The sequence below is a fragment of the Enterococcus sp. DIV1304_2 genome, from assembly GCF_050555445.1.
GTDB lineage: Bacteria > Bacillota > Bacilli > Lactobacillales > Enterococcaceae > Enterococcus_B > Enterococcus_B pernyi.
In genome coordinates this window covers 2,588,803-2,602,279 of record NZ_CP187851.1, presented here as the reverse complement: position 1 = coordinate 2,602,279, position 13,477 = coordinate 2,588,803, and the positions used below count along the sequence as shown (strand labels likewise).

The 13,477-nt window shown below is 39.9% G+C and carries 17 protein-coding genes; 16 read left to right on the top strand and 1 reads right to left on the bottom strand.

The features are described 5' to 3' along the window. Positions 1 to 10: 10 nt before the first annotated feature. The 6 genes from IGJ14_RS12020 to IGJ14_RS11995 are packed head-to-tail and all read left to right on the top strand — an operon-like array spanning position 11 to position 4,454. Positions 11 to 1,348: an AAA family ATPase gene (locus IGJ14_RS12020; protein WP_430607932.1), complete on the top strand. Its 1,338-nt coding sequence runs from the start codon at positions 11 to 13 to the stop codon at positions 1,346 to 1,348. Beyond that, entirely contained in the window at positions 1,348 to 2,424 is a 1,077-nt protein-coding gene (locus IGJ14_RS12015; RefSeq protein WP_430607930.1) for an ATP-binding protein, read from the top strand. Before IGJ14_RS12020 ends, IGJ14_RS12015 begins: the two co-directional genes overlap by 1 nt. Positions 2,425 to 2,436: 12 nt before the next feature. Beyond that, positions 2,437 to 3,051: a hypothetical protein gene (locus IGJ14_RS12010; protein ID WP_430607928.1), complete on the top strand. Its 615-nt coding sequence runs from the start codon at positions 2,437 to 2,439 to the stop codon at positions 3,049 to 3,051. Between the two features lie 12 nt (positions 3,052 to 3,063). After that, the gene (locus IGJ14_RS12005; protein WP_430607925.1) at positions 3,064 to 3,492 is read left to right on the top strand and encodes a replication terminator protein; all 429 of its coding nucleotides are present in this window, start codon (positions 3,064 to 3,066) and stop codon (positions 3,490 to 3,492) included. A gap of 4 nt (positions 3,493 to 3,496) precedes the next feature. After that, positions 3,497 to 4,243 (top strand): hypothetical protein, encoded by a 747-nt coding sequence (locus IGJ14_RS12000; RefSeq protein WP_430607923.1) that lies wholly within the window; start codon positions 3,497 to 3,499, stop codon positions 4,241 to 4,243. 10 nt (positions 4,244 to 4,253) lie between these two features. Further along, on the top strand, positions 4,254 to 4,454 hold the full coding sequence (locus IGJ14_RS11995) for a hypothetical protein (protein WP_430607922.1): 201 nt from the start codon (positions 4,254 to 4,256) through the stop codon (positions 4,452 to 4,454). On the opposite strand, the gene IGJ14_RS11990 is transcribed toward IGJ14_RS11995, so the two are convergent. Beyond that, on the bottom strand, positions 4,417 to 5,214 hold the full coding sequence (locus IGJ14_RS11990; protein ID WP_430607919.1) for a hypothetical protein: 798 nt from the start codon (positions 5,212 to 5,214) through the stop codon (positions 4,417 to 4,419). The genes IGJ14_RS11995 and IGJ14_RS11990 overlap by 38 nt on opposite strands. A gap of 51 nt (positions 5,215 to 5,265) precedes the next feature. Here IGJ14_RS11990 and IGJ14_RS11985 point away from each other — a divergent pair, with 51 nt between their 5' ends. From IGJ14_RS11985 to IGJ14_RS11940, 10 genes are all read left to right on the top strand, one after another. After that, positions 5,266 to 6,864 (top strand): DEAD/DEAH box helicase, encoded by a 1,599-nt coding sequence (locus IGJ14_RS11985; protein ID WP_430607917.1) that lies wholly within the window; start codon positions 5,266 to 5,268, stop codon positions 6,862 to 6,864. Positions 6,865 to 6,888: 24 nt separating this feature from the next. Continuing rightward, complete coding sequence (locus IGJ14_RS11980; protein WP_430607915.1) at positions 6,889 to 7,134, top strand: hypothetical protein; 246 nt, start codon at positions 6,889 to 6,891, stop codon at positions 7,132 to 7,134. Beyond that, a complete protein-coding gene (locus IGJ14_RS11975) occupies positions 7,134 to 7,358 on the top strand; it encodes a hypothetical protein (RefSeq protein ID WP_430607912.1) in 225 nt (74 codons plus the stop codon). The genes IGJ14_RS11980 and IGJ14_RS11975 overlap by 1 nt, the downstream gene beginning before the upstream one ends. Before the next feature lie 22 nt (positions 7,359 to 7,380). Continuing rightward, positions 7,381 to 9,618: an AAA family ATPase gene (locus IGJ14_RS11970; RefSeq protein ID WP_430607909.1), complete on the top strand. Its 2,238-nt coding sequence runs from the start codon at positions 7,381 to 7,383 to the stop codon at positions 9,616 to 9,618. Between the two features lie 228 nt (positions 9,619 to 9,846). Then, on the top strand, positions 9,847 to 10,026 hold the full coding sequence (locus IGJ14_RS11965) for a DUF3797 domain-containing protein (RefSeq protein ID WP_430607907.1): 180 nt from the start codon (positions 9,847 to 9,849) through the stop codon (positions 10,024 to 10,026). Continuing rightward, the gene (locus IGJ14_RS11960; protein WP_430607905.1) at positions 10,019 to 10,411 is read left to right on the top strand and encodes a RusA family crossover junction endodeoxyribonuclease; all 393 of its coding nucleotides are present in this window, start codon (positions 10,019 to 10,021) and stop codon (positions 10,409 to 10,411) included. Before IGJ14_RS11965 ends, IGJ14_RS11960 begins: the two co-directional genes overlap by 8 nt. Then, a complete protein-coding gene (locus IGJ14_RS11955) occupies positions 10,412 to 10,630 on the top strand; it encodes a hypothetical protein (protein ID WP_430607902.1) in 219 nt (72 codons plus the stop codon). A 37-nt stretch (positions 10,631 to 10,667) separates the two neighbouring features. Next, positions 10,668 to 11,051 (top strand): sigma-70 family RNA polymerase sigma factor, encoded by a 384-nt coding sequence (locus tag IGJ14_RS11950; protein WP_430607901.1) that lies wholly within the window; start codon positions 10,668 to 10,670, stop codon positions 11,049 to 11,051. Positions 11,052 to 11,455: 404 nt separating this feature from the next. Further along, a complete protein-coding gene (gene terS, locus IGJ14_RS11945; protein ID WP_430607898.1) occupies positions 11,456 to 12,166 on the top strand; it encodes a phage terminase small subunit in 711 nt (236 codons plus the stop codon). Then, the gene (locus tag IGJ14_RS11940) at positions 12,163 to 13,470 is read left to right on the top strand and encodes a PBSX family phage terminase large subunit (protein WP_430607896.1); all 1,308 of its coding nucleotides are present in this window, start codon (positions 12,163 to 12,165) and stop codon (positions 13,468 to 13,470) included. Before terS ends, IGJ14_RS11940 begins: the two co-directional genes overlap by 4 nt. The last annotated feature ends 7 nt before the right edge of the window (positions 13,471 to 13,477 follow it).

Sequence of the window (13,477 nt, the reverse complement as noted above, 5' to 3'; positions counted from 1 at the left end):
AGTGTAACATATGTCTGTAAAAATTAACAAGCTTGAAATTGAAAATGTTAAACGTGTCAAAGCAGTAAAAATTGAACCAAATGCCAGCGGGTTAACTATCGTTGGTGGAAATAATAATCAAGGAAAAACCAGCGTTATTGATGCTATTGCATGGGGACTTGGTGGCAATAAGTACAAACCAAGCCAAGCACATCGGGAAGGATCGGTCACACCACCACACCTTCATATTGTCATGAACAACGGTCTGATCGTTGAGCGCAAGGGAAAGAATTCTGATTTGAAGGTCATTGATCCTAATGGAGAGAAAGCTGGCCAAAACTTGTTGAATAGCTTTGTCGAAGAGTTGGCTATTGATTTACCTAAATTTATGGATTCATCCAATAAAGAAAAAGCTAATATTCTCCTACAGATTATTGGCGTGGGAGATCAATTGTATGAGCTTGAACGAAAAGAACAAGAAGTCTATAACAAACGCCATGCGATTGGTCAGATTGCTGATCAAAAGAAAAAGTTTGCAGCTGAACAACCTTACTTTCCGGAGGCACCAAAGGAACTAATCTCTGTTTCTGATTTAGTAACCAAGCAACAAGAGATCCTTGCAAGAAACGGAGAGAATCAACAAAAGCGTAATCAAGTCAATCAAATTTCTTTTCAGCTGGAACAATCGAAATCAAATATCCAAGCTATTAATTTGAGAATTGAAGAGCTTCAAGCGCAATTGCAGAAAGAACAAATTGAATTCAATCGACTAGCAGAAGACTTGACCATTGCACAAAAGACTGCTGAAAGTCTCCAAGATGAATCGACACAAGAACTGCAACAAAACATTGCAGAAGTGGACGAGATCAATCGACGAGTCCGAGCAAACTTAGACAAGGACAAAGCCGAAGAGGATGCGAACGACTACAAGAATCAATACGATGTACTGACAAACGATATCAACTCTATTCGCAAAGAAAAGGTCTCTTTACTAACGAATGCGCAACTGCCGCTTCAAGGGCTTTCTGTAGCTGAGGGAGAGCTAACTTACAACGGTCAAAAATGGGATAACATGTCCGGATCTGACCAGTTGAAAGTCTCAACGGCAATCGTCCGTAAGTTAAAACCGGATTGTGGTTTCATTCTATTGGATAAGTTGGAACAGATGGATATGGTCACGCTGAACGAGTTTGGTCAGTGGCTGGAACAAGAAGGTCTACAGGCAATTGCGACACGTGTTTCAACAGGTGACGAGTGCGAGATCATTATTGAAGATGGCTATGTGACTGAAAATAAAATAGCACCATCTGAGGGCGAACCTACACCTCAGCAATCCCCACAACCTAAGTGGAAGGAAGGAGAATTTTAATGAACATTACGAAAGGTGTCATTGCAAGGGCACAAAAGGTCGTGATTTATGGACCTGAAGGGATCGGCAAATCTACACTGGCTGCCCAGTTTCCTAACCCATTATTTATTGATACAGAAGGCAGTACAGACAATATGGACGTTGCGCGTTTAGATAAACCTAGAAGCTGGTCGATGCTATTACAGCAAATCGATTTCGTAAAACAAACGATGCCATGTGCGACTTTGATCATTGATACTGCAGACTGGGCAGAGCGTTTATGCATCGAGCACATTTGTTCACAGTACGGCAAAAAGGGAATCGAAGATTTTGGCTATGGAAATGGGTATACGTATCTTGCTGAAGAGTTTGGTCGTCTATTGAATAAGCTATCTGATCTCAAAGATATTGGCGTAAATGTTGTACTAACAGCGCATGCTCAAATCCGTAAATTTGAACAGCCGGATGAAATGGGGGCATACGATCGGTGGGAATTGAAGCTGGGAAACAAAAAGACCTTAGCTACAACGGCACCTTTAACAAAAGAGTGGGCGGATATGGTTTTATTCTGCAACTATAAAACGATGTCTGTTGCCTCGGATGACAAAGGAAAAAAATTCAAAGCCCAAGGCGGAAAGCGTGTCATGCATACGACCCATCATCCGGCTTGGGACGCAAAAAACCGTTTTGGTTTGCCGGATGAATTGGATATGGGGTTTGCAGGAATTGCACACATTTTCGCGTCTCAGCAAGCGCCACAGGTAAAGGAACAGCCAATTGCAAATACACCAGCAGCGGTTGAAACGCCTGTAAACAAATCAGAAACTGTTCAAGAAACGCAACCAGTAACAACGGCACCAAATTTTGATCGAGAACCAGACGATTATGCAGAAATCCCACAACAGCTTGTTGACTTAATGAAAGCAAACAACGTAATTCCGGCAGAAATTATGGCTGCGACAGAATCAAAAGGGTACTATCCGACAGGCACACCGATCCAAAACTATGATCCGGGATACATTGATGGCGTATTAGTTGCTGCATGGCCACAAGTATTTACTATGATTCAAGAAATTCGAAAAAACCAAAAATTTTAGGAGGAACGATCAATGACACAACAATTTCAACAAGAACGAGAATTAGGCTGGGATGACACGATTGTCCAAGACAGTGAGTTTGTTTTATTAGAACCGGGCGAATACTGGTTTACAGTAGAAAAGTTTGAACGAGCACGTCATACACCAAATCCAAATTCCAGAAGTCAAAATCCACTACCACCGTGCAATAAAGCAATTTTGACACTAAAAATTGAGACTCGAACAGGAGAAACCAAAACTGTAAAACATAACTTGTTTTTACACTCACGAACTGAAGGAATGGTTTCAGCATTTTTTGGGGCTATCGGACAAAAGAAACATGGAGAACAGTTGCAAATGAATTGGCAATCAGTCGTTGGATCAACTGGTGTGACCTCTATTAAAAAAGAGATGGGTAGCAATGGCAATGAATATAATTCTACCGGTTACATGATTTATTCCGAAGATGTGGATCCAACAAAGCAATTAAATGATCGACCAGGATCAGCACAATCAGCTTATCAACAACCACAATCAAGCTACCAAGCACAGCCATCAGCGAATACTAACCAGCAACCAGCACAAAATTTTAATCAACCACCGGTAACGAACCAACCGCAACAGGGTTACCAACCAGGGGCATTTTAGGAGGAATAAAATATGTTAAAAGAAATCAATCTTCAACTTTCACTATTAGCAGAAGGCGCCATCCAAGAAAAATTGGATGGTGAACTTCAAAAGATTTTTAGTAACATCCATGATCCAAATACTTCTGCAACAGCCAAACGAGTAACAACTATCAAACTGGAATTTAAACCAGATGAGAACCGTCAAGTAGTTACTGTATCAAGCGACTTCACTACTAAACTAGCTCCGGTAGAAGGGGTATCTACTACAGTATTAACTGGTCGAGATATCAATACAGGAAAAGTAGAAGCAAAAGAATTAAAATCATCCGTTCCAGGTCAAACTTACATTGACCCAGAAGATGGCCAAGTAAAAACAGATACAGGTGAGCCAGTGGATGTCATCGAAAAAGAAGAAGCAAAACAACAACAAATTATCGATTTACAAAAGAAAAGAGGATAAATAAATGACAATGACAAAAGAAGCAATTCAATATTTGATGGAACAAGGAATTAAACCAGACGATCGATTAGTAAATTTTGCTGAGGATCGTTGGTTAGTTTTTAACAATGAAGGCGATGCACGAGAAATTTTACCTAAAGTTTTTAATGCAAAAGAAACAATGGTGATCAATACACTATCAGGTTTTGTTAACTACGTGAAATCTAATCTTGATCGAGAAAGAAACAAGCTAATCATCCATGTAAAAAATGAAGCGCAAGTGTTCTTGAAAGGTTTGTTAGAAGAGGATGGAAGTCGAGAAACCTTAGCTGAAGCAAGAGCGATTATTCCTAGTTTTAACTTTGATTGTTTCATGGGAATGGAAGAATTCAATATTGCACTTCAATCGAAGTTTGTGCCAAATGAGCATCGAGAAATTTTGTTACAAGTAGTTGGAAACGTATCTGAAGAAAATGTAAAAAATGTTGGTGATGACGGTATTAGCCAAGCAGTAACAATCAATCAGGGAGTTGCTACTAAAGTAGATGTAAAAGTTCCTAATCCAGTTGAGTTAGCCCCGTACCGCACATTCTTAGAAGTAGATCAACCAGAAAGCCAATTTATTTTCCGCATGAAAGATGGTCCACGTGGAGCAATTTTTGAAGCAGATGGTGGTGCTTGGAGAAATCAAGCAATCGTGAATATCCGAGAATATTTATATGAGCAGTTGGAAGAAGAAATCAACATGAAGCGCATCACGATTTTAGCTTAGGAGAAGAATATTGATACTCAAACAAGCTCACTTTACACAAGAATTTAGTGAACATATTGATTGGATTATTGAAGAATTAAAAAAAGATAGCACTAAAAATTGCTATCTGGAATTAGATTGGTTTGATGAACCAACAATAATTGATATAAAAATGGCAGAAAAAATTATAAATGCTATCCACCGAGGCCTTTACTCACAAAATGACCAATGAAAGCTGAAATTATATTGGTAATAATAAAAGCGATTGGCACAAAGTATGGCTTTTCTTTGGATCTGTACCAATATGCCCGTAGAGATGCTCCATACAAATCTTTTTCTGAAGTATTAGTCTTAAGAGTTTTATCTATAGCCATATTCACCATTTGTGTAAACATACGGACTTTACTAGATGTAGACATACTTAATTCGTAGTATTTTCCGTCTTCAAAAGCTTGAGCCTCAGCAGCACCAGTAAGGTATTGTTTGGGTTCTAACTTATTTTTAATCATAAGATGGTCCATTTTTTTATCTTCGATGTAATCTGGTCCATAAAGTTCTTTGAATAGAGAAGCAATATTGATTTGTTGATTGTCCGAAAGTAAGAAAGGATGCCCACCCAATACCTGATAACGGTGTTCTAGTGCTTTAAAACCAAAAATCGAATCTCTCATATTCCAATGCAACCAAGTCTTATTATGATTATTTCTTAAAAAGTCGAAGTATTCATCTAACATCTTTTTTTCAATTTCGTTGTATTGATTAACAATTTCGTCAAAAGGTATTCCCATTTCTTCAGCAGATTTATAAATTGCGAATAACTCTGTTTGACCAAATTCGAGATTTTCGACTGCAATTGATGTTATCCTTGGACTTTTTCCACCAAGTGCAAAAAAACTCTCGCTTGAATAATGAATAACCAAATATTTAGACTTTTCTTTGTCTATTTCTTTTAAAGTATCTAAACCTTTCAATCTATCAGTAATACGACTCATTATAATCCTCCATTTTTTATCTCATTATATATCTAAAGAAAGGGATGTGCTATGAAATTAAGACCTTACCAAAAAGAAGCTCGCAGTTCAATCCAGAAGGAATGGAAAGAAGGAAAGAAAAGAACCTTGTTAGTATTGCCTACTGGATGCGGAAAAACAATTGTATTCAGTAAGGTTATCGAAGATCGGGTGAGAATGGGCGAGCGTGTGCTCGTCCTTGCCCATCGGGGAGAATTACTGGATCAAGCTTCTGACAAATTAGAGAAGTCGACTGGGCTAAAAACAGCTGTTGAAAAAGCAGAAAAAACCAGCCTTGGAAGTTTCTTCCGGGTCGTGGTGGGATCCATTCAAAGTATGCAACGGGAGAAGCGACTAAGTCAGTTTCCACCTAATTACTTTGATACGATCATCATCGATGAAGCCCATCATTGTATTAGCGATGGCTATCAAAGAGTACTGAGCCATTTCGAGGATTCAAATGTATTAGGGGTTACAGCTACGCCGGATCGTGGCGATATGCGAAATCTCGGTGCATATTTCGAGTCCTTAGCTTATGAATACACATTACCAGCAGCAATCAAAGAAGGCTTTTTGTCACCAATCAAAGCACTAACTATTCCTCTTAAGTTAGATCTTACTGCAGTGAAACAACAAACCGGGGATTTTTCTTCAAGAGATTTAGGAACGGCATTGGATCCCTATCTTTATCAAATCGCTGATGAGATGGTCAAGCACTGTTCAAACAGAAAAACAGTGGTATTTCTACCATTAGTCAAAACAAGCAAAAAATTCCGAGATATCTTAAATGAGCGTGGGTTCCGTGCAGGAGAAGTTAACGGTGATTCAAAAGATCGTGTGGAAGTTTTGGAAGACTTTGAGAATGACAAATACAATGTCCTTTGTAATTCGATGTTGTTAACAGAAGGGTGGGATTGCCCATCGGTTGATTGTATTGTGGTTTTACGTCCGACAAAGGTTCGATCACTCTACAGCCAAATGGTGGGCCGAGGAACTCGCCTACACGAAGGCAAAGAAGAACTGTTGTTGCTAGACTTTCTTTGGCACACGGAACGGCATGAGCTTTGTCATCCAGCGCATTTGATCGCTTCAAGTGATGAAGTTGCTCAGAAGATGACTGAAAATATTGAAGATGCTGGCGAGCAAGGATTGGCTTTGGATCTGGAAGAAGCAGAAGTGCAAGCTGAAAAAGATGTCATTGCCGAACGAGAAGAGGCTCTGGCTAAACAGCTATCAGAAATGAGGCGGCGCAAACAGAAGCTTGTAGATCCACTACAGTTTGAGATGTCAATCCAAGCTGAGGATCTTACTAGCTATGTGCCATCCTTTGGGTGGGAAATGGGACCACCTTCCGATCAACAAATTAATGCGTTGGAAAAATTAGGTATTCTTCCGGAAGCAATCGAGAATGCCGGAAAAGCCAGTCTAATGCTCGATCGTTTACAAAAACGAAAAGAAGCAGGTTTGGCAACACCGAAACAAATCAGACAATTGGAACAACGTGGCTTTATGAATGTGGGTACGTGGTCTTTTGATGCCGCAAAAAGCATGATTGGTCGAATTGCTTCAAATGGTTGGCGTACGCCTAATACTGTCGATCCTAAAACATATACGCCTGAATTAGTCCAGTAAAGACAGACACAGGAGGGATAACTAGTGGAAAAAGCTTTTGGTTATAGTCAAATGAAATTCAACTACATTACTGATTATGTTAACAGTATTGCAGAAAGCGCAGTACAGATGGAAATGGCATGGCAAAACAGGAAAAATTTTAAAGAGGATATTGACATTGAGCAGTGGTTAATAAGACAGGCAGAGAGTATTGATCAAGCGATGAAGGAATTATCTGTTTATCTTGAGCCAGTAAGTTCCTTTTATGAGAGTGAACAGGAGGAAGTGTGATGGCTAGAAAATCAAAGAACAGATATAGATTAACCGTTGGAGGTCTAAAAGTTGAGCTTTCACTATGGACTGGTTTCACGGATACGGCAAGTGATCTAGAAATTGCAAAAGCTATCTTACATCACATGAGGTTTTATTCTGTTTATGAATCAGTTTCTAATGGTGCTGATTTTGATTTAAAAATGATTAGAGCTTCAAAATCTAAAACATTTATTCAGTCGTAAAAAATAATTTAAGGAGCAGCATATGGAAAGCAAACTAGATTTAACTGAGTTATTAGAATACGTTGACCCGACAATGCTGAGTTATCAAGAATGGGTCAACGTGGGAATGGCTCTCAAGCATGAAGGATATACAGCTCTTGATTGGGATCAATGGAGTCAAAAAGATTCTGAACGCTATCATTCCGGAGAATGTTTCAAGAAATGGGATAGTTTTGAGGGAACCAACCAACCAGTCACTGGTGCAACAATCACACAGTTGGCCAAAGATTACGGCTGGACGTCACGTTTTAGAAATGAAGATGGTGGCCATGAGTTGGACTGGAACGGTACGCTTCAAAAAGATGATTTGGTCATTATTGATCGAAACTGGATTGAGGGCAAGGAAATCAATGAGCCAGCGAAGTGGGAACCTGCAAAACAGATCATTCGATATTTAGAAACGTTATTTGAGCCATCAGAAACGGTCGCATACAATATGCAGTCTTGGCAGGATGAGGATGAAAAGTGGAAACCTTCAAACAAGGGGGCTTTCGACCGAACAGCAGGACAATTGATTGAATCATTGACCCATTGCGGCGATGATATCGGCTCAGTCCTTGGGGATTATAATCCGGAAGCTGGTGCGTGGATCCGTTTCAATCCCATGGATGGTAAAGGTGTAAAGAATGACAATGTCACAGAATTCCGCTATGCGTTAGTAGAATCTGACAATATGAGCCTTGAAAAACAAAATGCGATCATGCGAGAACTTGAACTGCCTATTGCAGCATTGTTATATAGTGGCAGTAAATCGATTCATGCCATCGTGCGAGTGGATGCTGATAATTATCCGGAATATCGGAAGAGGGTTGATTACCTTTACGATGTCTGCAAGAAAAACGGACTGACAAATGATAATCAAAACAGGAATCCTTCCAGACTAAGCCGGATGCCAGGTGTCACACGAGGAGAAAAAAAGCAGTTTATAATCGATACCAATATAGGGAAATCTTCATGGGATGAATGGAAAGAATGGATTGAAAGTGTCAATGACGATCTTCCGGATCCGGAAAGCTTATCAGATTTGTTCGACAAAGCAATTGAGCTGGCACCAGAACTAATTAAAGGAATGTTACGCCAAGGACATAAGATGTTGATATCTGGTCCTTCTAAAGCAGGGAAGTCATTTTCGCTTATACAGCTAGCAATTGCAATCGCAGAAGGTCGTAAATGGTTTGGATTTGACTGCGCGCAGGGGAAGGTGCTTTATGTCAATCTTGAATTAGATGATCGATCAGCAAAAGTACGCTTCGTTGATATCTATGAGAAACTTGGCCATGGTCATGCGAATGTTGGTAATATCGATATTTGGAACCTAAGAGGTAAGACTAGCCCAATGGATAAGCTGGCGCCAAAGCTGATCCGACGTGCACAAAAATCCAATTATATGGCCGTGATCATTGACCCGATTTATAAGGTACTGACTGGAGATGAAAACAGTGCACATGAGATGGCTAAGTTTACGAACCAATTTGACAAGATCGCGACAGAGCTGAATTGCGCTGTTATATACTGTCACCATCATTCGAAAGGGTCTCAAGGCGGGAAAAACTCAATTGACCGATCGAGTGGATCCGGAGTATTTGCACGAGATCCCGATGCCATTCTGGATTTGATTGAGTTGCCTGTCACGGAAGACAGATACATGGCCATGGAGAATGAAGCAATCTGCAATGTCTATTTACGAGCGATTCAACAGTATAACCCAACTTATGGTGAAATCAGTCAAGATGATCAATTCAGCGTGAAGCAAATGGGTCAGCACTTAATGAGTGCAATTCGATCACAGGGGATTTTGAAACAGGTAGAACTTGAAAGGCAGCAGGCTGTCCGTTTAGCAAGGCAAGCAACTGCATGGCGCATCGATGGGACGTTGCGAGAGTTTCCAAAGTTTGATCCAATCAATGCATGGTTCAAATATCCGCTTCATGTACTGGATCCGTCTCTTGCAGATATCAAGCTAGACGAGGATCCGAAAGATAAGTGGAAAAAAGGTACCAAGCAATCTAATCAATCACGTAGTGAAAAATCTAAGCAAGAATTAGAGACAGCATTCAATGCTTTGTCTATGGATGGTGAGGCTGTGAGTGTTGAAGACGTAGCTGAGTACCTAGATATCGATAAAAAATCAGTTTACAGGAAAGTAAAAAAACACGAAGGACTAAAAACCGAGGGAGGATATATCGAAAAAGTTGCAACCGAGAACAGTAACAATCCATAGTGTGTTACTAGCTTGTTACAAAACACCTAGTCCGGTAACAACCTATAAACAAGTTACTAGCTTGTTACAGTTGAGAAACGTTGTTAGACCGGTGTCTGCTAACCTCGTAACTATCTCCCCTTGGGGAGTAGATAGTTACGGAGGGTTACAGCCAAGACAAAATGGATAGTGAAAAATAAAATGTGAGTTTGATTAGAAAAATAAAATAACGTGAAATGAGGATAAATCATGTTACTAAGTAAAAGTATGGAGCTGATGGAAAAATATGGCAATTGCCCTGAATGTGGCAATCGTTTTATTGGAAACGGGCAAGGTGGATTAGTTGTTGAAGAATACACATTTGAGCGTTGGTGTAAATGTGGTTGGAAAGTAATTGTGGATGTGCGAAAGGATGAAGAGGATGATTGAGTTCTTCATGCCGATGATTCCGCCAGAAACAACTCACCAGCAAAAGAAGGTTTCAGTAGTAAATGGAAAACCGCATTTCTATGAGCCAAAGGAATTACAGGCTGCACGAGAAAAATTAACCGCACATCTGGCCAAGCACGTTCCGGAAGAAAAATACATGGGTCCAGTTCGGCTCATGGTAAAATGGTTATTTCCTATAATCAATGGCCATCAAAATGGAGAGTATAAATTCACAAAGCCAGACTTAGATAATAGCCAGAAGTTATTGCAGGACTGTATGACCGATCTCGGTTTCTGGCGTGATGATTGCTACGTGGCTAGTTTAGTAGCTGAAAAATTTTGGGCAGATCAACCAGGTATCTATATCAGAATTGAGGGGATATGATTGGATTGGAATGCAGTATTTTCGGATTTACATGAATGGATGAAAGAATCAAATCAAATGACCCAACATCATCCGATTACATCTGATCAGTATTGGGAATGGCTGATAAAGTCTATGGGAGAATTGGGGAATAAGTACAATAACCATCCATTAGTATTAGGGTTCTTGAACGCAATCATCACATTTCAAGATGAGAATGTTCAGAAATTAAAAATGTAAGAGGGTGATTCGAATATATGAATGGGTGACTACATTAATGGCCATCGATCAGGAACTGTATGAATTGCAGCTTGCCCTCGATTTGAATGAAACAGAATTGCATCGCTGGCAAAATTATTCTAATAACGATGGTGATTTAGCTAAACATCATACCTTTTTAACAGCTTTACAAAAGCAAGCAAGACTCAAGGAAGTGATTGAATCATTGGCAACCAGAGAAGAAGAACTGAAAAAGCAAAGGCAAGATATTATTGATACGATTGAAAAGTTTCAGGGGCTAGATCAGCGTATACTTAAAATGAAATATGTGGAAGGTATGACACTAGAATCAGTTGCTGAAGAGACTGGGTATACCTATCAATATATAAGAAGCAGACACGCGGACATCATGAAGATGATACGATTTAGCAAAAATGTATAATACGTTGTCAACACAGATTCAACAGACGTATTGATTTTTACGTGTTATTCTAATATTGTCGAAAAATATGAAAGACAGCACAACTTTTTGAAACGAGGTGAATCATCTCATTTCAGAATTCGCTCGTGCTGTCTTTTTGTTTTGGAGGAAATCAATGGAAAAGCTTTGTGAGTACGAAGTCAGATGGATGATCAGAAAATACAAGATAAAGACGCGCAAGCAATACAAGCGGCAATTGTTTTTACAACGTTTGATCAAATCGTATTTTCCGTTTAGAACTATATATACTAGCCCTTCCCTTCGAATGTACGAAATAAACTTGGACGTTACAGAGTCTTTTTATCGGTCTATGCGTAAGGCATAAACCCACAAAACAAACACGATAAGCGAGGTGGTGAGATGAGTTGATCGCATGGGACAAAATTAGAGAAGAATACGAGAACGAAGACATAAGTTTGAAGGCTTTGGCTGAAAAATATAAACTTAGTCCGTCTACTGTTCGAAGTCGAAAGAATCGTGAGGATTGGCAACGCAACGAAACAGGAAACGTTGCAACGCGTCGCAACGCAACGGACGCACCGGGAGGACAACGCAGTAACAAGAATGCTGCAAGTAATAGCGGAGGGGCACCTCCTAAGGGAAACAAAAATGCTTTCAAGCATGGACTGTTTGCCAAGGTCATACCTAAGGAATCCTTAGAGATTGCACAGGAGCTTGTAGACAGTGATCCGGCAGATATCCTTTGGAGCAACATCATGATCCAATATGCTGCTATCATACGCGCTCAGGAAATCATGTTTGTTACAGATCGTGATGACCTATCGAAAGAAGAGTCTGGTTGGACGTCTGGCGAAGGGGGTAGCAGTTCTACGATGCAGGTCCAATATGCATGGGACAAACAAGCGAATTTCTTGAAGTCCCAATCAAGGGCAATGATGACCTTGTCGAACCTTATTAAGCAGTTTGTCTCATTAGCTGACGAACAAGACGAGCGTCGTAGGAAACTAGAGCTTATGGATACGCAGATTGCTAAACTCAAAGCAACCACACCAGAATCAGGTGATTCTGACGATGAACCTATTATCATAGAAGACCCATGGAGTGATCGGCGATGAAGAAAAAATTCAAAGTGTTAAAGCAAATCAACCCACACTTTATGGAGGTTTGGAAAGCAGAAAAACCGTATAACATTCTGAAAGGCGGTCGGAATTCCTTCAAATCTTCGGTGATTGCCTTACTGCTGATCTCGTTATTGATCCCATACCTAATGCGTGGGAAAAAAGCAAATATCGTTGTTATTCGTAAGGTGAGCAACACGATCCGAGATTCTGTGTTCAATAAAATGCAATGGGCATTGAAGAAATTCTTCTTAAGAAAAAAATTCGATCATAATTATGCACCATTCAAACTCACACATAGAAAGACTGGCAGCACAATTTACTTCTATGGCCAAGATGACTTCCAAAAGCTTAAATCAAACGACATCGACGACATCATTGCCGTATGGTACGAGGAAGCAGCGGAGTTTAAAAGCGCGGAAGAGTTTGACCAGTCCAATACGACCTTTATGCGGCAGAAGCATGAAGATGCGGATTTCGTCCGGTTTTATTGGTCTTACAATCCGCCACGTAACCCTTATGAGTGGATCAATGAGTGGGTAGAGGAAAAAGAAACCGATCCGGATTACTTGGTCCATCATTCAAGCTATTTAGATGACACCTTGGGCTTTGTTACTGATCAGATGCTTAAGATGATCGATCGGATCAAAGAAAATGACTATGATTACTATCGTTATTTGTACCTTGGCGAACCAGTAGGCTTAGGCACTAATATTTATAATGCCGAGTTAATCAAACCGCTAAAGCAATTGCCTGAAAATGAGAGGTTGCGATACATTGCTTTTACGACTGATAGTGGGCACCAGGTATCTGCCACAACTATTTTATGTATTGGTTATACAGATAAAAAGAATGTAATACTGTTAGATACTTATTACTATTCACCTGCTGGCAAGACGAACAAGAAGGCGCCTAGCGAACTATCAGTTGATATGGACGCATTTGTTCGTAAGAATCAAAAGAAATGGAAAGTTCCGGTATATATGGAGCTTATTGACTCTGCTGAAGGGGCTTTACGTAATCAGTATCTGAGAGATTTTGATATTCGTCTGACTACTGTGAACAAAAAGAAAAAAGTGGACATGATCGATTATGTGCAGGATCTATTCGCCCAAGGGCGTTTTTTTTATCTGGATACAAAAGATAATGAAATTTTCTTTGATGAACACAAGAAGTACATGTGGGACGAGAGAACCATTGACGCTGATGATCCTAAAGTAGTTAAAAGTGATGACCACACCTGTGATGCATTTATGTATTTATGTATCACGATGGCCATAAGATGGAAACTGAAGGTATAAAGAAGGC

What these genes read in the sequence shown, in the direction of transcription:
- IGJ14_RS12020 (WP_430607932.1), top strand. Translation starts at nt 11, where the DNA reads ATGTCTGTAAAAATTAACAAGCTTGAAATTGAAAATGTTAAACGTGTC.
- IGJ14_RS12015 (WP_430607930.1), top strand. Translation starts at nt 1,348, where the DNA reads ATGAACATTACGAAAGGTGTCATTGCAAGGGCACAAAAGGTCGTGATT.
- IGJ14_RS12010 (WP_430607928.1), top strand. Translation starts at nt 2,437, where the DNA reads ATGACACAACAATTTCAACAAGAACGAGAATTAGGCTGGGATGACACG.
- IGJ14_RS12005 (WP_430607925.1), top strand. Translation starts at nt 3,064, where the DNA reads ATGTTAAAAGAAATCAATCTTCAACTTTCACTATTAGCAGAAGGCGCC.
- IGJ14_RS12000 (WP_430607923.1), top strand. Translation starts at nt 3,497, where the DNA reads ATGACAATGACAAAAGAAGCAATTCAATATTTGATGGAACAAGGAATT.
- IGJ14_RS11990 (WP_430607919.1), bottom strand. Translation starts at nt 5,214, where the DNA reads ATGAGTCGTATTACTGATAGATTGAAAGGTTTAGATACTTTAAAAGAA.
- IGJ14_RS11985 (WP_430607917.1), top strand. Translation starts at nt 5,266, where the DNA reads ATGAAATTAAGACCTTACCAAAAAGAAGCTCGCAGTTCAATCCAGAAG.
- IGJ14_RS11975 (WP_430607912.1), top strand. Translation starts at nt 7,134, where the DNA reads ATGGCTAGAAAATCAAAGAACAGATATAGATTAACCGTTGGAGGTCTA.
- IGJ14_RS11970 (WP_430607909.1), top strand. Translation starts at nt 7,381, where the DNA reads ATGGAAAGCAAACTAGATTTAACTGAGTTATTAGAATACGTTGACCCG.
- IGJ14_RS11965 (WP_430607907.1), top strand. Translation starts at nt 9,847, where the DNA reads ATGTTACTAAGTAAAAGTATGGAGCTGATGGAAAAATATGGCAATTGC.
- IGJ14_RS11960 (WP_430607905.1), top strand. Translation starts at nt 10,019, where the DNA reads ATGATTGAGTTCTTCATGCCGATGATTCCGCCAGAAACAACTCACCAG.
- IGJ14_RS11950 (WP_430607901.1), top strand. Translation starts at nt 10,668, where the DNA reads ATGGCCATCGATCAGGAACTGTATGAATTGCAGCTTGCCCTCGATTTG.
- IGJ14_RS11940 (WP_430607896.1), top strand. Translation starts at nt 12,163, where the DNA reads ATGAAGAAAAAATTCAAAGTGTTAAAGCAAATCAACCCACACTTTATG.